Below are 21,391 nucleotides of genomic sequence, written 5' to 3' on the forward strand. Positions count from 1 at the left end.
CGGCGAACCTGAACGTGGACATGGCGGCCTCGCCCAACGGTGTGCGGTCCGTGCATGACGGGGACGGATCCGATTTCGGCCACGCCGGCCCGGCTGGGTCCAAGGCGATCGAGGACATCCTGTTCCGCTACTTCCAGGAGAACGCGCTGACCGCCGAGACCACGCCCTTTGACGGCGGCTCCGACTACGACGCCTTCCTCTCGGCCGGCATTCCCGGCGGCGGCTTGTTCACCGGCGATGTGGAAAGGAAGACCCAGGCCCAGGCGCAGTCCTTTGGCGGGGCGGCCGGCAAGGTCCTTGACCCCTGCTACCACGAGGCCTGCGACACCGTCGCCAACACCAACCCGGAACTGCTCAAGGAAATGTCGGGCGCCCTGGCCTACGCCACCGTGGCCTACGCGATGGGCAAGCCCAGCTAAACGACTGCTCCCATCAGCCGTTCCAAAAGCCGTCCCATCCGCCGTCATCGGGCGTCCCGGGCGTCTGCGAGCCGGGCGTCCGGGCCGTCGGCGTCCACGTCCAAGGGTGCCCCGCCGCCGGCGCATTTTTCCAAGGAGCCAGGCGCGGCTAGAGGCTTTGGACCTTCGCTGATTCGGGTAGTTAATCAGCCATTTCAGCGGAAAAAACAGGTACCCGCTACTCAGGTGCTGTGAGATTGCTGAGTTTACGATAAGGAACGAATAAGCAGTCGGGCAGCGCAAGTGATCTGCCCAGTTCACGTATAGAAAACCTCAATACGTGAATAAATAGGGGCCCGTAAACCAACGGTCAGTGCGCCACAGATGCTGCGCTGTCTCCATTCCGAGCCCGTCATCTAGAAAGCCTGAGTTGGGTTTACGCTCAGGAAACTTCGCTAGTCGGAAGTACGGGGGATCGACAGATGGATATCTTCGAAAGTTTGGAGTCTGAGGTTCGCAGCTACTGCCGCGGCTGGGACACCGTGTTTGATCGTGCGGCCGGCAGCAGCCTCTACAGCGAAGACGGCAGAGAATATCTGGATTTCTTTTCCGGCGCCGGCGCGCTGAACTACGGACATAACAATCCGGCACTGCTGCGGCCGCTGGTGGACTACCTCCTGTCGGGCTCAATCGTCCACTCACTCGATATGAAGACGCCCGCCAAGCGGCGCTTCCTGGAAACGTTCCGGGAGTTGATCCTCAAACCGCGGGATTTGGACTACAAAGTCATGTTCCCCGGTCCGACGGGAACAAACTCCGTGGAGGCGGCCCTGAAGCTCGCCCGGAAGGTCACCGGCAGGCAGCATGTCGTGAGCTTCACCAATGCCTTCCACGGGATGACGCTGGGATCGCTGTCAGTTACGGGCAATTCAATGAAACGGCAAGGAGCCGGCGTTCCTCTGACGAACACCTCCAGCATGCCCTATGACGGCTTTTTCAACGGTCAGGTACCGGACTTTTTGTGGCTCCGGCAGGCCTTGGAGGACAGGGGCTCGGGACTCGACAAGCCCGCTGCGGTGATCGTGGAAACTGTCCAGGGCGAGGGTGGGCTCAGGGCCGCCCGGGCGTCCTGGCTGCGAGGCCTTGCGGAGCTCTGCCGCCAACACGACATCCTGCTCATCGTGGATGACGTTCAGGCCGGATGCGGACGTACCGGGACATTTTTCAGTTTTGAAGAGGCGGGCATCACCCCTGATATCGTCTGCCTGTCGAAATCCATCTCGGGCTTTGGACTGCCTTTGTCACTGACCCTGTTCAAACCCGAGTTGGACATTTGGCAGCCTGGCGAGCACAACGGAACATTCCGGGGGCACAACCCGGCGTTCGTCACCGGCGCGGCTGCCCTGGAACACTACTGGCAGGACGGCAGCTTCCAGTCGAAGGTCGCAGGGCTCGTTTCGCAACTGCACGAGGGGCTTACACAGATCGCGGCGGGCGTCGAAGGCGCCACCGTCCGTGGCCGGGGATTGCTCGCAGGTGTCTACTACCCCGACTCTCAGACGGCGGGAAGGATTGCGGCTGAATCGTTTGCCAGGGGCCTGCTGGTGGAAACTTCGGGCCCGGAAGGTGAGGTCCTCAAGACGATGCCCGCGCTGACAATCAGCCCCGCAGACCTGCAGAAGGGACTCGATATTCTCGCTGCAGCCGCAGTGACAGTGACCGGAGAGCCGGTGGCCTTGGGATCAACCATTTGAGGATCCGTACAGAGGGCAGAGAGGGCCCACAGGGGCCAGTACCGCTTGCAAGAATCGAAGTAGATTTCGGGGAGAGAAATGGGTACCCGCAAGGAAACAGCTCTTAACGACAGTGATCTAGCGGAAACCGACCGGGCGATTCGCCCGGGAAGTGTCATCGTACAAAAATTTGGCGGTTCATCCCTGGCGGATGCCGCGGGTATTCTCCGGGCAGCCGAGCGGATCGCCAAAACGCGGACCAACGGCTACCGGGTCGTGGCCGTGGTGTCCGCCATGGGGGACACCACCGATGAACTATGCGACCTTGCTGCGGAAGTTTCCGCCCGGCCGCTTGCTGTGGACCTTGACGCCCTTCTGAGCATCGGCGAACTTGTGTCCTCGGCACTTTTGGCGATAGCCCTGGCGGATCTCGGCCAACTGCCCCGCACCTTTACCGGCAGTGCGGCCGGCCTCATTACCGACAGCATCCATGGCAAGGCACACATTACTGATGTCAGGCCGGACCGCGTCCGCAACAGTTTGAACCGTGGTGAAGTTCCCATCGTGGCAGGATTCCAGGGCAGGACGCAGAAGCGGAACAGGGTCACCACGCTCGGTCGCGGCGGCTCGGATCTCACCGCGGTCGCGCTGGCCGCAGCACTCGGGGCCGACATTTGCGAAATCTACACGGACGTCGACGGCGTCTACACCGCGGACCCGCGGGTTGTCCCGACAGCGCGAAAGATCGAGGTTCTTTCGAGCGAGGAAATGCTTGAATTCGCGGCCTCCGGGTGCAAGGTACTGCATCTGCGGTGTGTTGAATATGCCCGCCGGTTCGGTCTTCCAATCCATGTGCGGTCTTCATTCGTGCCCGAGCCTGGGACGTTGATCCTGCCAGGCCTTGACCGTCATCCAGTCCTCCAGCCCGCGCGGGAGCAACCGGAGGTGACCGGCGTGGCCGGGGTCAACTCGGCGTCGAAAATCACAGTTGTTGGAATTCCTGACCAGCCGGACAGCATGGCGCGCATCCTGCACGTCCTCTCGCGTTCGGGAGCGCACGTCCAGGCAATTGTCCAGAACACGGCCGGCCCGGGCTCGAAGCGTTCCGACGTTGCCCTGATCGTGCCGGCCGCCCATGCGGGCACAGCCCTGGCGGTGCTGGATGCTGAAAAGGGAACAATTGGTTTTCAGGGTTTGCAGCACGACAGCGAGGTGGGCAGGGTGTCCATCACCGGGCTGGGTATGCGCTCTTCCCCTGAAATTTTCTGCACCTTTCTCAAGGCCCTCTCGGACGCCAACGTTGACCTCGATCTCTTCGACATATCCGAGACCTCCGTGGGTGCCGTCACACCCGCCCACCGGCTAGCAGACGCCGAGCGGGCCGTCCGACGGGCATTCGGCATGGCCCCGGCGGCCGAGGACGCGATGGTGGCTCATGAGGACCACCTCATGCCCACTGTTGGCCCCCCGATCGAGACGTGGGCTGCAATTTCTGACGAGGATCTGACCCCTGTCCCGCAGGGGGACAGAACAGTGGCACGTCACTTCTAGCGAAGGAGCTAAAGGATGGGCAAGACCGCGAGGATCGGCAACAGCCTCACCAAACCCCCTGAGTTGCGCGGAAAAATGTCGGTGATCGGTGGTTCGGCGGGGGGAACCATCCTGACGTCGGCTGCGCTGGATCACGCGGCGCGGTGGCGCCGGGGCGAGCGGTTGGACCAACTTTTTGAGGACAGCTGTGACCGGTTGCGGGAACAGGGGCTGGGAGCCCAGGTTGCCGTGGATGCCGGGGACATCGTCCTGACCTACACAGAACTGGACGAACGGGCCAACCAGCTGGCGCGCCATCTCCTGGTGTGCGGGGCCCGGCCCGGTGACCGCATCGCGCTGCTGTTTGACCAGCCCTGGCGGGCCTATGTGGCGATGCTTGCCGTGCTGAAGATCCACGCGGCTTATGTTCCCCTTGATCCGGGGTTTCCGCCCGACCGTCTCCAGTACATTGTGGAAGACGCCAACGCGGCGATGATCCTCTCACTGTCACATTTGAAGGACCTGATGCCCGAAGTGGCCGCTGTGACGGTAAGTGTTGACGAGGTGCAGGCGCAGATTGACGCTCAGGACACCGCCCGGCTAGACGATGCGGAACTTGGCGGGACGAAGGATGAGCTGGTCTACATTATCTACACCTCTGGTTCGACGGGCCGGCCGAAGGGCGTGGCGGTGGACCAAGCAAGCATCTGCAATTTTGTCCGGGTGGCCTCCGACATTTACGGCATTCAGTCCACCGACCGCGTGTACCAAGGCATGACGATCGCTTTTGACTTTTCGGTCGAGGAAATCTGGGTGGCCTGGATGGTCGGAGCCACCCTGGTGCCTAAGCCGGGACGTTCCAGCATGCTCGGTGCCGAGCTCGCGGACTACCTGCAAGAAAAACGGATCACAGCTCTTTGCTGTGTTCCCACGCTGCTCGCGACACTTGACGAAGATCTGCCCGATTTGCGGTTCCTGCTGGTCTCCGGGGAGGCTTGCCCCAAGGACCTCGTCATGCGCTGGCATCGCCCCGGCCGTCGCTTCCTTAATGTTTATGGCCCGACTGAAGCTACCGTAACCGCCACGTGGTCGGTCCTCGACCCGGACCTGCCCGTCTCCCTAGGTGTACCGCTGCCCACCTACACGGCAGTTATTGTGGATCCCGCTGAGCTCCGGGTCCTGCCGCGCGGCGAAACAGGGGAAATCGGCCTGGCAGGGGTTGGCCTGGCGCGGGGGTACGTAAACCGTCAAGACCTGACGGACCGCGCGTTTGTCCCGGATTTCCTGGGAATCGAGAACAACCCCTCCGGCCGGATCTATCGCACCGGGGATCTCGGACGGGTGAACGACGACGGGCAACTCGAATACTTCGGCCGGATCGATACCCAGGTCAAAATACGCGGCTACCGCATCGAGCTGAGCGAAATCGAATCGGTCCTCCTGCAGCTCCCCGGGATCGCGCAGGCAGTCGTTCAGACCTATGAGCCGGAACAGGGAACCGTGGAACTGGCCGCCTATTACACGCTGCGCCAGGACGTTGCGGGCGTTGACGCCCACGACCTCCACCGGATGCTGCGCACCAGGCTCCCCGGGTACATGGTCCCGGCCTATTTTGAAGAGCTGGACGCAATTCCCATGATGGCCAGTGACAAGGTGGACCGGAAGCGGTTGCCTCGTCCAGAGCACAGGATCAGCCAGGCGGCCGCCGGAACCTATACCGCCCCAACGACCGCCGCTGAAGAGGCCCTGGCGGCGCAGCTTGGCGCCGTGCTGAGTCTTGACAAGGTCTCCACCGATGCCCATTTCTTCAACGACCTGGGTGCCGACTCATTGTTGATGGCGCGTTATTGCGCCCGTATTAGAAAAGAAACCGCCCTGCCGGCAGCTGCAATGCAGGATATCTATGAGAACCCAACGGTTCGGCAGCTTGCCGCGTGTCTGGAAGCCAGGCACAGTGAATCGGTTCTCAGCGCCGCTGTACCGGAGAACGACGCTGTGCTCCCGGCGCCGATGCCCCCGGTCAGCTCCTTCCGGTACGCCATGTGCGGTGCAATCCAGTTGCTGGTATTCCTGGGCTACTTGCTGTACTCGGCCTGGTTGCTGGTTTTTGGCTACGAATGGACGGTAGCGGGAACCAGTCCCCCCGACATGTGGCTCCGTTCTGTCGGTTTCGGTGCCGCCATGTTCGTGATCCTGTCCGTCACGCCGATCATCGCCAAATGGCTCCTCGTTGGGCGGTGGAAGCCCGGCACCATCCGGATATGGAGCGTTGCCTATCTCCGTTTCTGGACGGTCAAGACACTGACTCGGGCAAATCCACTCGTCTTGTTCGCCGGGTCTCCGCTCTACGTCGTGTACCTGCGGCTCCTGGGCGCAAAGATTGGCAAAGGTGTGGTGATCTTCTCCCGGCAGGTGCCCGCGTGCCCGGACCTGCTCACCGTTGGCGACAATACCGTCATCCACAAGGACGCCTCAATGCTGTGTTACCGGGCACGTGCCGGCATGATCGAAAAGGGTCCGGTGACGCTGGGACGAAACGTTCTTGTCTCTGAGCGGACTACCCTCGACATCGGAACGTCCATGGGCAATGACACCCAGCTCGGGCATGCTTCCTCGCTGCAGTCTCCACAGGCCGTACCGGACGGACAGGTCTGGCACGGTTCCCCTGCCGCACGCACCAGCACGAATTATCGGAGAGTCCCGGCCGCCCCCTGCAGCACGCGCCGGAGAGTCATTTTCACCCTGCTCCAGTTGTTCAACCGTCTGGTCCTGGTTGTTCCGGCCGCGGTTCTGGGCCTGGCCTTGTTCCTGCCGGCTTACTTGAACACCGGGCACCTGCAGCTGGGCGCCTACACATTTTTTGTCGAAGTCGCGGCCGTATCACTCATCGTGTTCATTGCCGGGCTGGTCACCGGACTGGTGATCGTCGTCTGCGTTCCGCGCTTCCTGAACATCTTCCTTAAGCCTGATGTGGTGTATCCGCTCTACGGGTGGCACTATTCGATCCATCGGCTGATTCTCCGGATCTCGAACGTCCGGATGTACAAAGACATCTTCGGCGACAGCTCCTACATCGTGCACTACCTCAAGGTCCTCGGCTGGAACTTGGGCAAGGTGGAACAAACGGGATCGAACTTCGGCCCCACCCTGGGCCACGAGACACCATTCCTCAGCTCGGTAGGGACCGGGACCATGGTTTCCGACGGCCTCAACATGATGAACGCCGACTACACCAACACCTCCTTCCGGCTCTCGCGGGTCCAGATCGCCGGCCGCAACTTCCTGGGCAACAGCATCACGTTTCCGATGGGAGCCCGGGTGGGGGAGAACTGCCTGCTGGCCACGAAGGTAATGATTCCGATTGACGGCCCGATCCGCAGGGATGTGGGACTGCTGGGGTCACCGGCCTTTGAGATTCCCCGGTCCGTCCAGCGTGACGCACAGTTTGACGAACTCAAGATCGCGGACGAAATGAAACGGAGCCTTCCTGCCAAGAACCGGCACAACATTTTGAGCATGGTGCTGTTCCTGGCGGTACGGTGGTTCCTGCTGTTCGTCGCCACAGTCGCCGGCGCCATCGCCGTATCGGCCCATAGTTTTCTCGGTGCGGTGGCCGTGGCCGGGTCAATGTTCGGTTTGATCGTTTTCCGCGTACTGTTTGGCGCCCTGGTGGAGCGTTCGGTCATGGGGTTCCGCCGCCTGAAGCCGCAATACTGCTCCATCTACGACAGCTACTTCTGGCGGCATGAACGTCTCTGGAAACTGCTCTCCGTGGGAGCCTACAACGGGACCCCGTTCAAACCCATGATCTGGAGGCTGTTGGGCGTCAAGGTAGGCAAGCGGCTCTACGACGCCGGCCTGAACATGCCGGAAAAGACCCTCGTCACGATAGGCGATGACTGCACGATCAACGAGGGAACACACGTCCAGGGCCACTCCATGGAGGACGGTACGTTCAAGTCCGACTACATCGTGATTGGCAACCGGTGTTCCCTCGGCGCGAACAGCTGGGTCAACTACGGAGTGACGATGCAGGATGGTTCGTCACTCGGTGCCGACGCCCTTCTGATGAAGGGCGAAGACGTCCCGGAGAATGCTACGTATTCCGGGAACCCGGCTCGCGAGGTAAACCCGTCCGCGCCAGCAACCGTCGCGGCCCTGGCGTCCAGCGGACCCCGTCACAGGGACGCAGCCGCGGCGGCCAGTGGCCGGCCGAAACTCCCCAAGGGAGCCCACGGAACCCATGGTGCCCACGGAACGCACCGGGCATCGCGGGACAAGGCAGGGGCACCGAGTTCTGGTTCCTAGTGCGAACCCGTTGGCAGGGCAGCGTCTTCGGGGAAGTCATCGGGGAAGTCCTCGGCCACGGCCGGCGCGGAATGACGCCCGCGGGGCAGGGACTTTTGCAGGGCCATGCGCTCACGCCGTCCTTCCACGAGCCGGTAGAGCACGGGGACCAGGATGAGCGTGAGGGCGGTTGAGGAGATCAGGCCGCCGATCACCACGATTGCCAGGGGCTGGGAGATGAAGCCGCCGCCGCCGGTCAGGCCCAGTGCCATCGGTGTCAGGGCAAACACCGTGGCCAGGGCCGTCATGAGGATGGGGCGGAGGCGCTGGCGGGCGCCATGCGTGATCGCGTCCGCCACGCCCATCCCGGGCTCCCCGTTGCGGGGCTGGCGGTACTGGTTGATGAGGTCGATCAGCACAATCGCGTTAGTCACCACGATGCCCACCAGCATCAGCATGCCGATCAGCGACGGCAGCCCCAGCGGCACACCGGTCACGACGAGCAGGGCGATGGCTCCTGTCGCCGCAAATGGGATGGAGACCAGCAGGATCAGCGGCTGGATGAGGGATTTGAACGCAGCCACCATGATCACGTAGACGATCGCGACGGCGGCCAGCAGCGCGAGGCCCAACTGCCGGAACGAGTCGGCCTGCTGGGTGGTGGCGCCTCCGATGGTGGCGGTGACCCCAGGTGGCAGCTGGACTGATTTGAGGCGGTTCTGCACTTCGGTGCTGACCGCGCCGAGGTTGGCACCCGACGGCGTCACCGAGACCCGGGCGGTGCGCTGGCCGTTACTGGCGGTGATGGAGACAGGCACGTCGACCTGTTCCACGGAGGCGATGCTGCCCAGCGGCACCGTGCCGGCCGCCGTCGGGAGCGGGATCGCCCTAACCGCCGCGATACTCGTGAAGCGGGTGCCTTCGCCGATCCGGACCGGGAAGTCGTTGGTGTCGATGCGGATCGTCCCCGCCGGAATCGGGCTGATCGTGGCGGCCAGGACCCCGGCCACGCGCTCCTCGTTCAGGCCGGCGGCGACGGCCTTGGCCCGGTCCACCTTGACCTGGACCACCGGTTGGCTGGCGGCCAGGTTGGTGGCCACCTCGCTGCTGCCCGGGACCCCGTCCATGGCCTTGACCATCGCGTCACTGGCCGTCCGGAGGTCGGCGGTCGAGGCCGCCTTGAGAGTGATGTCCACGGTCGATGACGTCCCGAAGCCGCCCTGCTGGGAACCGACGGTGATCTTGCCGGCGTCGCCGAGTTGGGCGAGCTCGCTGCGGACAGTGTCCTGGAGCTTGCCCTGGTTGGCCTTCTCGTCCGTCACCACCGTAAACGTCGAATTCGATGCGCCGCTGGAGAGCAGGGCCGAGAAACCGGTCTGGGCGTTGCCGGTGGTGGACTGGACGTCCTTGACCCCGTCGATGCCCCGCAGGACACTCTCAACCCGGATCGCCGATGCGCTGGCCTCGGCCAGGCTGGTGCCCGCCGGCATGGCCTGCCGGACGGTCATGCTGTTCTCGCCGGAGCGGCCGAGCAGATCGGTGGCGAGCAGCGGGGACATCGCCACGGTTCCGCCGAGCACCAGAGCCGCGGCGATCAGCGTGAGGACCGGGTGCCGCTGGGTACCGGCGAGGACGGGCAGGTAGCCGCGCTGCAGGAGCGTGCGCTGCTCGGCTTCGTGCGCCTTTGCCGCAATGCCAGCGGCAGGCCCAGCGCCTGAACCATCCCCAGAACCAGCCGCAGAACCAGCGGCACGGGCACCGGCAGCGGAGTCGGCGGGCGTGCGCAGGAACCAGTACGCCAGCACCGGCACGATGGTCAGCGAAACCAGCAGCGACGAGAGCAGGGCAATGGTCACAGTCAGGGCGAACGGCCGGAACAGCTCGCCGGCCAGGTCGCCCACGAAGGCGATCGGCAGGAATACGGCCACAGTGGTCAGGGTGGAGGCCGTGATGGCGCCGGCCACTTCGCGGATCGAGGTCAGGATTGCCGTGATCTTGGTTTCGCCGTAGCTCAGGTGCCGCTTGATGTTCTCGATGACGACGATCGAGTCGTCCACGACGCGGCCGATCGCGATGGTGAGCGCGCCCAGAGTCAGGATATTGAGCGAGTAGCCGGTGGCCGAGAGGCCGATGAACGTGATCAGCAGTGACAGCGGGATGGACACGGCAGTGACCAGGGTGGAGCGCACGGACATGAGGAACACCAGGATCACGGCGACGGCGAAGCCAAGGCCCAGCAAGCCCTCGGTGGTGAGGTCCTTGATCGACTTCTCGATGAACGGTGCCTGGTCGAAGACCGGGGTGAACTTGGCGTTGGAGCCAAGCTCTGCCTCGAGCTGCGGGATGGCGTCCTTGACCGCGTGGGAGATCGCTACAGTGTCGCCCTCGGGTTTCTTGGTCACGGACAGGGCGAGGGTTTCCTTGCCGTTCGTCCGCGTGATGGACGTGCGGGCGTCCTCGACCAAGCTGACGTCCGCCACGCTGCCGATGGTCGCCGCATCGCGGGCCGCGCCCAGTGGGAGGGCCTTGATGGCGTCGAGGGAGTCGACAGGGCTGCCGATCTGCAGCGAGAGGGTCTTGCCCTGTTCCTCGATGGTGCCGGCCGGAACCAGCGCGCCGTTGTTCTTCAGCGCCTCACTGATGGACTGGATGCTCGCACCCGACGCCGCCAGGTCCCGGGGCCGCGGCAGGATCTGGATGTGCTTGGTGGCGCCGCCGGTGACGTCGGCGCCCCTGACGCCGTCGAGCTTCTGCAGCCGGGGGACACTGAGCCGGGCGAGGTCGGCGTTCAGTTCGCTGAGCGGTTTATCCGAGGACACGGCCAGGAACACGATCGGGAAGTCGCTGATGCTCCCGGCGATCGCCTGCGGCTGGACGTCCTTCGGCAGGGCCTGCTTGGCGTTGGAGATTGCGCGGTCGATCTGATTCCGGGCCCGGTCCAGGCTGGTGCCGTACGTGAACGCCAGGGTGATCTGGGAGACGCCGTTGCGCGAAGTTGACGACGTCGACTCCAGGCCCTCGACGCCGTTGAGGGCCGTTTCCAGCGGGGCGCTGATCTGTTTGTCGACCACCTCCGGCGACGCGCCAGGCATCGAGGAGATGACGGTGATCTGCGGGAACTCGATGGACGGGATGAGCTCCTGCTTCAGCGAGGACATCGTGATCACGCCGAATACCGACGCGAACACGGTGATCAGCGCGATCAGGGCCCGGTTGGCGAGGGAGAGCTTTGCGAGCCGGAACATCTCATGGTCTCCTGGTGGGTCGAGAACGTACTGCCAACGGGGACGTCAAGGAGTTGCAGCGGTCCCAAACCAGCAGTGTAGACCAGCCAGGGCCCGACGCCCGGCTTAGTTGCGGGCGGAGACCTGCTCGAGTTGCAGCGTCTTGGCCGTCTCGGCCTCCAGGCGCGCGGCGAGCTCAGGGTTGTCGTTGAGCTTGACACCGTAGCCGGGCATCATGTCCTTGAGCTTGGACTGCCAGCCCTTGAAGTTCTTGGGGAAGGACTTCTGGAGCAGCTCGATCATGATCGGCACGGCCGTGGACGCGCCCGGGGAGGCGCCGAGCAGGGCACCGATGGTGCCGTCACGTCCGGCAATGACCTCGGTGCCGAACTGCAGCACGCCGCCCTTCTTCGGGTCCTTCTTGATGATCTGGACCCGCTGGCCGGCGGTGATGAGCTCCCAGTCGCCGTCCTGGGCCTCGGGGTAGTACTCGCGCAGGGCCTCGACCTTGTCGCCGTGGCGTTTGGCGACCTCCTTGATCAGGTAGGCGGTGAGGTCCATGTTGTCCTTGGCCACGGCCAGCATCGGGATGATGTTGGAGGGGCGGATGGACAGCGGCAGGTCCAGGTAGGAGCCGTTCTTGAGGAAGTTCGTGGAGAAGCCGGCGTAGGGGCCGAACAGCAGGGAGCGCTTGCCGTTGACGTAGCGCGTATCCAGGTGCGGCACGGACATGGGCGGGGCACCGACAGATGCCTGGCCGTAGACCTTCGCGCTGTGCTGGGCCGCGAGGGCCTCGTCGGTGCAGCGGAAGAACTGGCCGGAGACGGGGAAGCCGCCAAACCCCTTGCTCTCCGGAATGCCGGAAGCCTGCAGCAGGTGCAGGGCGCCGCCGCCGGCGCCGACGAACACGAATTTCGCGTGGATGGAGCCGTGCTCACCGGACTGCGGGTGCTTGAGCGACAGGTCCCAGCCTCCGCCGGATGCGCGCTTGATGTCACTGACGTTGTGGCCGTAGTTGATCTCCACGCCGTTGTTGCCCAGGTACGTGGTCAGCTCGCGGGTCAGGGCGCCGAAATCGACGTCGGTGCCCTCGGCTGCGCGGGTTGCCGCGACGCGCTGCTTGGGGTTTCGGCCCTTGACGATCAACGGGGCCCACTTGGCGATCTGGGCGTGGTCCTCGGAATACTCCATCGACCGGAACAGCGGGTTCGGCTTGAGCGCCTCGTAGCGGGTGCGGAGGAACTTGGCGTGGTCCTCGCCGATTACGAAGCTCATGTGCGGAACGGTGTTGATGAAGCCCTTGGGGGAGCCGATCAGGGAATTCGAGACGAGGTGGGACCAGAACTGGCGGGACAGCTGGAACTGCTCGTTGATGTTCAGGGCCTTGCCGGGGTCCACCGAGCCGTCTTTGGCTGCGGGGGAGTAATTAAGCTCACACAGGGCCGCGTGTCCGGTGCCGGCGTTGTTCCACGGGCCGGAGCTTTCCAGTCCCGGCTCGTCGAGCTTCTCGAAGAGCGAGATGGTCCAGTTCGGCTCAAGCTGCTTGATGAAAGCACCGAGAGTGGCGCTCATGATGCCGCCGCCAATCAGGACGACGTCGGCATGTTGGGTCTTGGAAATGAAAGTCACAATCAGTCTCCGATAGCAGCGGCTCTGGCTGTCACAGAATATCCCGCACCGCCCACTAACTGAAATTGGCCCCGTGCGTCAAGGCTTTAGCTCGACCTTTGTGAAAACTTCATTAAGCACCGGCGACGCCGGGTACTTCAGGACCCGGTCCGAGAGCGCCAGTGCCGAGATCGGGAAGGCAATGGGCACCGCGGGCACCGTGGCCGCGATCTGCGCATTGATGGTCTGGTACTGCGCAGTGCGGTCCGTGCCGTCCGGCAGGCCCCGGGCCCGGGCGATCTTGGAGAAGACCTGGGGGTCCTGGTAGCCGAATTCGCCGGTGTTCGCGCCAAAGAGCGGGCCCACGAAATTGTCGGGGTCTGAATAGGAGCCGTTCCAGCCCAGCAGGTGCAGGGCGTGGTCGCCCGGGGAGGTGACCTTCTGCAGATAGCCGTCCGCCCAGTCCACGGGCACGGGCTTGATGTTGAGCCCGATGGCGGTCAGTTGCCGGCTGATTTCGGCGTACACCTTCTCCGGCGTCGGCAGGTAGGGCCGCGTGACGTTGAGCGGGTAATAGAACTTCAGCACCTCACCCTTGTAGCCGGCCTCGGCGAGGAGTTCCTTGGCCTTGCCCGGGTTGTAGCCGAGCGCAGCGGCGTTGTTGTTGAAGCCGCTGAGCTTGGGCGGAACGAACTGGGACGCCTGGGCTGTGTTGTCGATGAAGAACCTGCGGATCAGCGTGTCTTTGTCCAGGCCCATCTCGATCGCCTGGCGCACCTTGAGGTTTTGCAGGATGGGAACTTCCTGGTTCATGCCCAGGTACATCACGGAGAAGGGGTCCCGCTGGATGATCTGCTTACCGCTCTTGACCAGCTGATCGAAGTTTCCGACCGTAACCGCGTCGTAGGCGTCGATCTTGCCTTCGAGGAGTGCCTGCATCCGGGTCTGCGGCTGATCGTAGGTCACGAACTTGATGGTCCCGATCTGACCCTTGTCGCCCCAATAGTCCTTGTTGCTGGCCAGGGTGACTCTGTCCGAGTCCCAGGAGCCGAAAACGTAGGGTCCGGTGCCCACCGGGTGGAGGCCGTAGGCGGACATCGGCTGCCCGCCCCGGCTCTGGTTCAGGACGTCCGCGTGCTCGGCGGCGAGGGCCTTGGGCGAAGAGATCGCAAAGGCCGGGAGGGTGAGGGCCTGGAGAAATCCCGTGAAGGGCTGGGTGAGGCCGATCCGCACGTTGTCCGGCGCCACGGCTGTGCATCCCTTGTAGATGGACAGCGGGGCCTGGTCCGCGTGGGCCTTGAACACACCCTTGAATGTGGTGCCCGAGGCCTGTTTGCGGAGGGCCGGCGAAAAGTTGAACCAGCGGTTGAAGTTGGTGCAGACAGCGGCGGCATCAAACGCCGTCCCGTCCTGGAACTTGACGTTCTCGCGCAGTTTGAACTCGTAGGTCCGGCCGTCATCGGTCTGGGACCACTCGGTTGCCAGCAGCGGCGTGGGCTCGCCAGTGGTCTGGTCCACGCCCACAAGGCCTTCCAGGACCTGCCGGGTGACGCGGTAGGACTCGACGTCGGAGACCAGGGCAGGATCGAGCCCCAGCGGTTCCGAGCCGGTGCCAAAGGTGAAGACCGCGGTGGGTGCCGCGCTGGACGTGGGTGAGGCGGTTGAAGAGCTGGGTGCCGGGCCGAGGCTGCCCGTGCAGGACGCCAGCGGCAGCACAAGAAGAGCGGCCCCGATGCTGGCGGCAATCCGCCGCACTGTCCTGCTGGGCACTGTACTGCTGGGCACTCGAGAATCACCTCTGGGAACTGGAAGGTCCGCCGGCTGCGGAACAGCCCCAGTCTAGTTGACGGCCGGGGCCGACAGCTTTTGTGGCACACCGTCGCCGGCCAACAGCCACGGTTCCCGCAGCACAAAAAAGCGAAGGCCCGCACCTGGTGGTGCGGGCCTTCGCTTCTCCTAATGGTCCAGGGAGTCAGGCTGGAGCCGGGGCAGGAGGGCTTTGACTGCCTACTTGGGCATCAGGACTGAGTCGACCATGTAGACAGTGGCGTTGGCGGTCTGGACGCCGCCGCAGACAACGTTGGCGCCGTCGACCTTGAGGGCATCCTTGGTGCCGGTCACCGTGACCGAACCGCCCTGAACCGTCTTGTGGGTGCCGACAATCTGGTCCGGGGTGATCTTGCCGGGGACCACGTGGTAAGTCAGGATCTTGCTCAGCGTGGCGTCATCCGTCTTCAGGGCCGCGATCGTGGCCGGGTCGATCTTCTTGAAGGCGTCATCGGTCGGGGCGAAGACGGTGAATTCGCTGCCGTTGAGCGTGTCCACCAGGTTGACCTTGGGGTTGAGCTTGCCGGAAACAGCGGCGGTCAGGGTGGTCAGAATCGGGTTGTTGGAAGCCGCGGTGGCTACCGGGTCAAGTGCCATGCCCGAGACGGAGCCGGCACCGCTCGGAACCTTGGCGGCGTAGGCCGCGCAGCCGGAGCCGACCAGGTTGGCAGCCGGATCCATGGCCGCGGCGGAGGCGCTCATGGACGGGGACGGCGCCATGCTGGATGCCGACGGCGCCGCGGAAGCGGGGGCCGAGGAGGCGGTGGTGCTGGATCCGCCGCAGGCAGTGAGGCTGAGCATGGCGGCAGCTGCGATACCTGCAACGGCGAACGTGGTGCGCTTGATGTTCTGCATTTCGGTTTCTCCTTTGTTGTGCCGATGGTTGCCTGCGGCGAATATTGCCGCTGCGGCCTTTCCCGACTGTTGGGCACCGACCCTTGGTTGGTGTCTCAATGGGTATTCGGCTGCTCGGAGGAAACGGATGGGTGCAGATGTGAAATTCTTTTTGACCCATTTAAAACCGCTGGAACTGCTGGTTCACGCCCGCTAGGAAACGCTGAAAACTGCTGGAAACGACGAGAACCCCGGTCCGAAGACCGGGGTTCTCTCTGTGCGCAAGGGGGGACTTGAACCCCCACGCCCGAAGGCACAGGAACCTAAATCCTGCGTGTCTGCCAATTCCACCACTCGCGCGCGGCGCCGTCGTCTTCCCGGGGTAAGTTCCCCGGCGGCGGTCGCCAGGGTCCATTGTACCTATCAGGCGTCGAGTTTCAGGTCCCGGCGAAGTTTGGCGACATGCCCGGTGGCCCGGACGTTGTACTGCGCGACTGCGACCTTGCCCTCGGCGTCGACAACGATGGTGGAGCGGATGAGGCCTTGGTAGGTCTTGCCGTAGTTTTTCTTTTCGCCCCAGGCCGCATATGCCTCGGCGACGGTGTGGTCCTCGTCGGAGAGCAGCGGGAAGGTCAGCCCCTCGGTGGCCGCGAACGCCGCAAGCTTCCCGACAGGGTCTGGGGAGATGCCCACCACGTCATAACCTGCGGCCTGAAGCGAGCCAAGGGAATCCCGGAAATCGCAGGCCTGCTTGGTGCATCCCGGTGTGGAGGCCGCCGGGTAGAAATAGATCACGGTCTTGCGGCCCCGGAAATCGCGCAAGCTAACGTCCTGTCCTTCGGCGTTCTTGAGGGTGAAATCCGGTGCTGTGGCACCGGCAGTGAGTCGCTCAGGCACGGGTGTCTCCTTGGGTGGGGTATGTGGTGAAGTGGGGTGACTATCCAGCGTAGTGAGCAGGTGGGCGCCGGACGAATCCGCTGCTCGCTATACTCTTGGGTATGCCTGATATGGATCGCTGGCCCACGGGCCGCCTATTGTCCACGGCAGCACGTCTTGTAGAACACTCCTGGAACGAAAAATTGGGGGCCATTGGCCTGACCCATGCCGGGGTGATCGCCATGGAAGTGCTTTCGGCGAATGGGCCTATGACACAAGCCCAACTGGCCCAACTCGTTCGGGTCCAGGCCCAGACCATGGGCAAGACTCTGAGCCGGCTGGAGGCGCACGGCCACATTTCGCGGCAGCGCAGCACTTCCGACCGGCGCAGCCACGTGGTGTCCCTGACTGACCAGGGGCGGCAGGCCGTCGCGGCGGCTGCCGATATGGAACGCTCCGTGCTCGCCGCAACGCCCATTGACCCGGACCTGCTGCGGCAGGAGCTCCAGGCTGTGGTCCGGGTGCTGGCAACGAAGTCCGCGTCTCCAGAGGCCACGGCCATCGTCACGGGCGCCGAGCCAGGCGTCGCTGCGGCCCCGGGCGTAGCTACCGACTCCGGCGTCGCCGCCGGGACCGCCCCGCTTAACTAGCCGGCGCCCCAAGGGGCTGTACTTCCCTCAGGCCCGCCTGCCCCTTGCCGCTCCCTAAATCGTCGCGGCCTGGTTGGCCAGGGTGGCCGCGATGGCGGACATCTTGAGACCGGTGAGCACCACGGTGAGCAGGATGACGCCGATCGTGGCCCATACCGGCGCGAGTCCGCGCCGCGGGGCCACCTCGTGGACAATCACCGAGCGGCCAATCACGTAGAGCTCCCGGCTGAGGAACACCCACGCCCAATGGAATGGCCGGATCACGCCGTCCTTGCGCAGCCGGTCCCAGTCCAGATACGCCAGAAGCGCGGACACTCCGTAGGCCACAAGGCCGGTCGCCAGCAGGAGGAAGTAAGGCGCCGTGAAGATCGACGCCGGGTCAATGATCTGGACTTGGCGCGTGCCCACGGTGCGCAGCCGGAACACCGGGTTCCAGAACATGAGCAGGATGAGGGGCACCAGCGGCAAGGCCACAATCATCCAGATATACGGGTTGTAGACCGGCGTCCCGGCACTGATGCGCGTGCGCGGTGCCACCCGGTGTTGGGCCGGCGCCGCCTGGAACTGGGGTGCGCTGAACTGTCCGGTCCACGCAGAACCGTTCCACCACTGATGCCGGCCGGAGCCAGCAGGGTCGGGATACCAGCCAGGGCCGGGGGCTGACGCTTTGGGCGGGACGGTCATGGGCTCTACATCCTTTGCGGGGCATGGTGCGTGCGCTGGTTCAATGCACTCTCCGGTTCTAAGACAGAGAGTACCCCAGTGAAACCCAAGGGCTGGCCGGCCGTTCAGGCGGAAATGAGCGGCCGCGAAGTATCGACGCGGCACTGCTTCGGAGGGACCATTAAAGGGCAGTCACCATGAAGGAGGTCAGTGATGTGCTACCAGTACAACAAGGATTTCCGCCGGGATGCCAGAAAGGATGCCGCGCGGGAACCTGAGGAACGCCCGGAGCCCCGGGTGGAGGCAAAGGAAGGCCGGTTCTGGGGCTTCCCGCGCCGCAGCAAGGAGTTCACAGTCGAAGAGCCGGAGACGGTAGTTGACCGGCCCCGCGAGAAGGTCTGAGGCCACGATGTGACTCGACGGCCGCTGAACCCCACATTGACATGTGATGGTTCGGCGGCCGCTTCACGGTTGAGCCGGCCGGCGGAGGCCAATCGCTCCGGAGAGCCCGATGAGGAGGCCACTTAGCGCAAGCAGGGATCCGGCGACGCTGAGCTGCCCGTCCGGTTCCGCATTACCATGCCCGGCCGCCGCGCCCAGCGGCTGCCCCGTTGAGTGGTCCTGGCCGGCGTCCGCCGCTGGAGGCGCGGAGGCCGCCGTCGTGATCGCTGCAACAGACTCCGTGGCCGGTGAAGGCGTCTTGTCCGGGTCCGCTGTTGAAACAGGGTCCGACGTCGGCGGCGCCGGGAGCTGCGCTGGCTTAGTGGGTTGTGCCTGGGACGGCGTTGCCTTCGGCTTTCGGGGAGGCGCTGGGGAAGGCGCAGCCCCTGACGGTGGCGGGGCGGAGATGCCGGGGACGGTCGGGCTGGGTGACGGGGAGGCCGACGGCGGGCCTGGAGTCGGTGGGGTCGGGCAGAATTTCGCCGGGAGGAGGCCGGCTGGCCCGCAGGGACCGGCCGCTGCGGGCAACGCCAGGATCAGCGGGGATGCGGCGAGCAGAAGGGCCACGGCGGATGCGTAACAGGCCTTCCGCATTGAGTTCATCCTCACCATCGTAGGGCTACGCCGCCCGCCGGCAGGGAACCCAGGCCCGGTGATGCTGCCTTTCACTGCCAATAAAGAACTGCCGGGAGGCACATGTGGCGGCAGTGGGTGCCGTCGAGTCGCTGTCCAATCCCTCAGAGGCCTTGTAGCTTCGCGGTAAGAACAGCTTGGGCGGTCTTCAGTCCCTGCGTTTCCGGGCCCGGCGCACGGCCAGGACGATAAAGACCGCTATGAACGCGACTGGCAGGAGCGCCAGCGGGTTCCAGCCTTTAAAGCTCATGTGGTTCCCCTTCCCGTCCGATGCGTGACACCGACGCCCGGACCGCCTGTTATCTGTTGCTGGCGAATATCGTGATCACAATAATGCCGCCGATGATGTCCAGCAAACCCAGGACTTTTCCGGCGGTGGCCTTGACCCCGGCCGCTTCGGCCCGGCGAGCCATGATGAATGCCATGACCCCCATGGCGATACCGAACAGGAACAGGCCGATGAGGCCGATGATGATGGAATTGCGGCGGTACTTCAATCCCTGCTGCAAGTGGAAGGCAGCCGCCTCCGACTCCGTCGGGAGTTCCTGCGTCGTGGCGGTGTGAAGATCGTTCGGCTCGTTCATGTGTTTCCCCCAATATTGTCGCCAAAGTCGGCGCAATTGAGAGGCTACTACCTAATGGCTTGCTCGGATAGGCGAACTCTAAGCAATTCCCGTTTCTCCGATTCGGAGATCCCGACCTTGACTGACCTGTCATGGGTCGGCCCTGAAATTGTCAAACCATTTCCCTAGAGGCAGGCTCCACTTCGCCACCGGCGAGCCTAGCTTGAACCTCATCGAAGAGCGGTTCTAGGCTCTGCCCATGCCGACCAGTGAGGGGCCCAAGAGTCGACACGCACTTGTGCGCCTGCTTGCTTCCCGCCACCGGTCTGCTTGCATGGAGTCACCTGCTCCGGTCGTGGTTAAGAGCTCTCCCAGTATTTTTCGCCAATAGCTTCGAGGTACCGGGACAGGAACTCGGATAGCGTCGACGCCACCCGTGGCCAGTCGGCGCGCGGATCCAAGGGCAGCGCGACCAGGACGCCGCCGTTGGCCTCCAGCACTAGGAGGTCGCTGTCGCCGAGGAACTCGCCGATCACGGCGTCGGTTGCCTCAAAGTCGCCCGGTCGCCTTCCTCGCTCGGCGTTGGTGAGCGCCGCCGCCGCGGCGGGGTCGAGGATGTGCAGGCCCCATTGGCCGTAGTCGATGTCCCGAAAAAGCCACGCCTCACGACTTGATAGCCAGAGTGCCTCCAGCTCGGGCAGTGCGTGAGCGGGCCAGGCTTCTGAAATTTCGTTGAGGGAGGCTTCTGACTCCACCTTGCTGGCGAGCCGGAATGGGTTCGACCCCACTCCGTCGCGGGGCTCGGTCCAGTTGCGATAGGGATCGAGAGCAGCGCTCGGGGTCGGCATCGGCAGTCCCTCCACTAGGCGTTGAGCTGGGCCTTAGGTACGGGGACTGGCTTAGAGGCCGGCCGGGAACTTGAACGCCGTGGGCAGCGGCTCCGGTGCCGTCCCATGAAACAGGACCACCTCGTCATGGGCTTTCAGGACGACAGCCTGGGCGGGCCCTTCCTGCTTCGCACCGTTCACGGCGACCGACCAGTCCGATGTGCTTGAGTGGGCGGTCCCGGGCTTGCCGGTGCCGCCCAGGACGCCCCATTCGGTCAGAAGCTGGCCAAGGGTATACGTGTCGCCGGCGACCGGCGCCTCAATGTGGACGATGCCGGACTCGTCGTGGGTGTGCAACGCCGAGATGCCGTTCGGCTGCCCGGTGGCGGAGAAGCTGAAGCCGATGTCCGCCGGGACAGTAATGGGCTTGCCGTCCACGAAGACGTCCAGATGGGCGTGGAAGTGCTCGGCTGCCCCTTCCGTGTTGAGGACCGGCAAGCCTGCTGCCTTGATCCGTTCGGCACCGCCTTTGGTGTCCAGCTCCCAGCCCGTGGTCGGAGTCGCGGCTGCGGCGGATGAGGCCACGCTCGGAGTCGGAACGGCTGTGCCTGGGCCAGGGGTGGCGGTTGAACATCCGCCAACGGACAAGACGACAGCGCCCAGCACGGCGAGGGGGAGGAGCTTCTTCACGGAGACATCTTTCATTCGGCCACAGGTTTTCAGCGTATGTGTGCGGACAGGACAGGAGCGCTTACAGTGCGCCCGGGGCGGGACACCTGAGGCGACTACCGGCTCACTCAGCCACGAGACGATGCTAACCGAACGAGTCGTTGGCCCCGCCTTTTGGATAATGGCGTCGACACGACCATCAGGCCCCCGGAACCCGGGCCGCGTAACGCTGACACTAGAACCATGTCCTTGTTGGGTTGGCAGGGAACGAACGGTTGGCCGCCTGCGTGTGGCCTAGATGTCCAATCCTCGAACGTACGGTAGCCAGGTCAGCTGACGGCAGCTGTTGCGGCGGCACTTGAGGGTCCAGGCACAACGAAGGGCGCACCTCGTTGTCGGAGATGCGCCCTTCGCCTGCGTTGGGGTCAGTCCTTCTTGAAGGCGTCCTTGACCTTCTCGCCGGCCTGCTTCAGGTCGCCTTTGGCCTGGTCAGTCTGGCCTTCGGCCTTCAGTCGGTCGTCGCCCGTGGCGTTGCCGGCAGCTTCCTTGGCCTTGCCGCCAGCCTTCTCAGCAGCGTTCTCAATCTTGTCGCCTAGTCCCATGGTGATTCCTCCTGTGGTGTTGGCAG

Annotated in this window: 16 protein-coding genes and 1 tRNA gene; 6 read left to right on the forward strand and 11 right to left on the reverse strand. The window is 64.2% G+C overall.

Annotated elements, in window-relative coordinates:
- From AC1DEM_RS12725 to AC1DEM_RS12740, 4 genes are all read left to right on the forward strand, one after another.
- Positions 1–419: M28 family peptidase (locus AC1DEM_RS12725; RefSeq protein ID WP_476884716.1), on the forward strand; the 419-nt coding region annotated here is incomplete at its 5' end.
- A gap of 461 nt (positions 420–880) precedes the next feature.
- The gene (ectB, locus tag AC1DEM_RS12730; RefSeq protein ID WP_476884717.1) at positions 881–2,152 is read left to right on the forward strand and encodes a diaminobutyrate--2-oxoglutarate transaminase; all 1,272 of its coding nucleotides are present in this window, start codon (positions 881–883) and stop codon (positions 2,150–2,152) included.
- A 78-nt stretch (positions 2,153–2,230) separates the two neighbouring features.
- Positions 2,231–3,682: an aspartate kinase gene (locus AC1DEM_RS12735; protein ID WP_476884718.1), complete on the forward strand. Its 1,452-nt coding sequence runs from the start codon at positions 2,231–2,233 to the stop codon at positions 3,680–3,682.
- Between the two features lie 15 nt (positions 3,683–3,697).
- Positions 3,698–7,969, forward strand: coding sequence for a Pls/PosA family non-ribosomal peptide synthetase (locus tag AC1DEM_RS12740; RefSeq protein ID WP_476884719.1), 4,272 nt, complete (start codon positions 3,698–3,700; stop codon positions 7,967–7,969).
- Here AC1DEM_RS12740 and AC1DEM_RS12745 read toward each other — a convergent pair.
- From AC1DEM_RS12745 to bcp, 6 genes are all read right to left on the reverse strand, one after another.
- Positions 7,966–11,193, reverse strand: coding sequence for an efflux RND transporter permease subunit (locus AC1DEM_RS12745; RefSeq protein WP_476884720.1), 3,228 nt, complete (start codon positions 11,191–11,193; stop codon positions 7,966–7,968). The genes AC1DEM_RS12740 and AC1DEM_RS12745 overlap by 4 nt on opposite strands.
- 105 nt (positions 11,194–11,298) lie before the next feature.
- Entirely contained in the window at positions 11,299–12,801 is a 1,503-nt protein-coding gene (locus tag AC1DEM_RS12750) for a malate:quinone oxidoreductase (protein ID WP_476884721.1), read from the reverse strand.
- Positions 12,802–12,879: 78 nt separating this feature from the next.
- Entirely contained in the window at positions 12,880–14,535 is a 1,656-nt protein-coding gene (locus AC1DEM_RS12755; protein WP_476884822.1) for an ABC transporter substrate-binding protein, read from the reverse strand.
- Between the two features lie 252 nt (positions 14,536–14,787).
- Positions 14,788–15,462, reverse strand: a complete 675-nt coding sequence (locus AC1DEM_RS12760) for a fasciclin domain-containing protein (protein WP_476884722.1) — start codon at positions 15,460–15,462, stop codon at positions 14,788–14,790.
- Positions 15,463–15,719: 257 nt separating this feature from the next.
- Positions 15,720–15,801: transfer RNA gene (locus AC1DEM_RS12765), tRNA-Leu, on the reverse strand.
- A gap of 63 nt (positions 15,802–15,864) precedes the next feature.
- Positions 15,865–16,338: a thioredoxin-dependent thiol peroxidase gene (gene bcp, locus AC1DEM_RS12770; protein WP_476884723.1), complete on the reverse strand. Its 474-nt coding sequence runs from the start codon at positions 16,336–16,338 to the stop codon at positions 15,865–15,867.
- Positions 16,339–16,448: 110 nt separating this feature from the next.
- Here bcp and AC1DEM_RS12775 point away from each other — a divergent pair, with 110 nt between their 5' ends.
- Positions 16,449–16,967, forward strand: a complete 519-nt coding sequence (locus tag AC1DEM_RS12775) for a MarR family winged helix-turn-helix transcriptional regulator (RefSeq protein ID WP_476884823.1) — start codon at positions 16,449–16,451, stop codon at positions 16,965–16,967.
- A 54-nt stretch (positions 16,968–17,021) separates the two neighbouring features.
- Here AC1DEM_RS12775 and AC1DEM_RS12780 read toward each other — a convergent pair whose 3' ends face one another.
- Entirely contained in the window at positions 17,022–17,651 is a 630-nt protein-coding gene (locus tag AC1DEM_RS12780; protein ID WP_476884724.1) for a DUF2510 domain-containing protein, read from the reverse strand.
- A 192-nt stretch (positions 17,652–17,843) separates the two neighbouring features.
- On the opposite strand from AC1DEM_RS12780, the gene AC1DEM_RS12785 reads away from it, so the two are divergent.
- Positions 17,844–18,032, forward strand: coding sequence for a hypothetical protein (locus AC1DEM_RS12785; RefSeq protein ID WP_476884725.1), 189 nt, complete (start codon positions 17,844–17,846; stop codon positions 18,030–18,032).
- 971 nt (positions 18,033–19,003) lie between these two features.
- Here AC1DEM_RS12785 and AC1DEM_RS12790 read toward each other — a convergent pair.
- From AC1DEM_RS12790 to AC1DEM_RS12805, 4 genes are all read right to left on the reverse strand, one after another.
- On the reverse strand, positions 19,004–19,288 hold the full coding sequence (locus tag AC1DEM_RS12790; protein WP_476884726.1) for a hypothetical protein: 285 nt from the start codon (positions 19,286–19,288) through the stop codon (positions 19,004–19,006).
- Between the two features lie 338 nt (positions 19,289–19,626).
- Entirely contained in the window at positions 19,627–20,115 is a 489-nt protein-coding gene (locus AC1DEM_RS12795) for a hypothetical protein (RefSeq protein WP_476884727.1), read from the reverse strand.
- A 51-nt stretch (positions 20,116–20,166) separates the two neighbouring features.
- On the reverse strand, positions 20,167–20,784 hold the full coding sequence (locus tag AC1DEM_RS12800; RefSeq protein WP_476884728.1) for a hypothetical protein: 618 nt from the start codon (positions 20,782–20,784) through the stop codon (positions 20,167–20,169).
- Positions 20,785–21,188: 404 nt separating this feature from the next.
- Positions 21,189–21,365 carry a CsbD family protein gene (locus tag AC1DEM_RS12805; RefSeq protein WP_476884729.1) on the reverse strand — a complete coding sequence of 59 codons (177 nt, stop codon included), beginning with the start codon at positions 21,363–21,365 and terminating at the stop codon, positions 21,189–21,191.
- Between the last annotated feature and the right edge of the window lie 26 nt (positions 21,366–21,391).

This window comes from Arthrobacter sp. 05T420 (genome assembly GCF_056396305.1).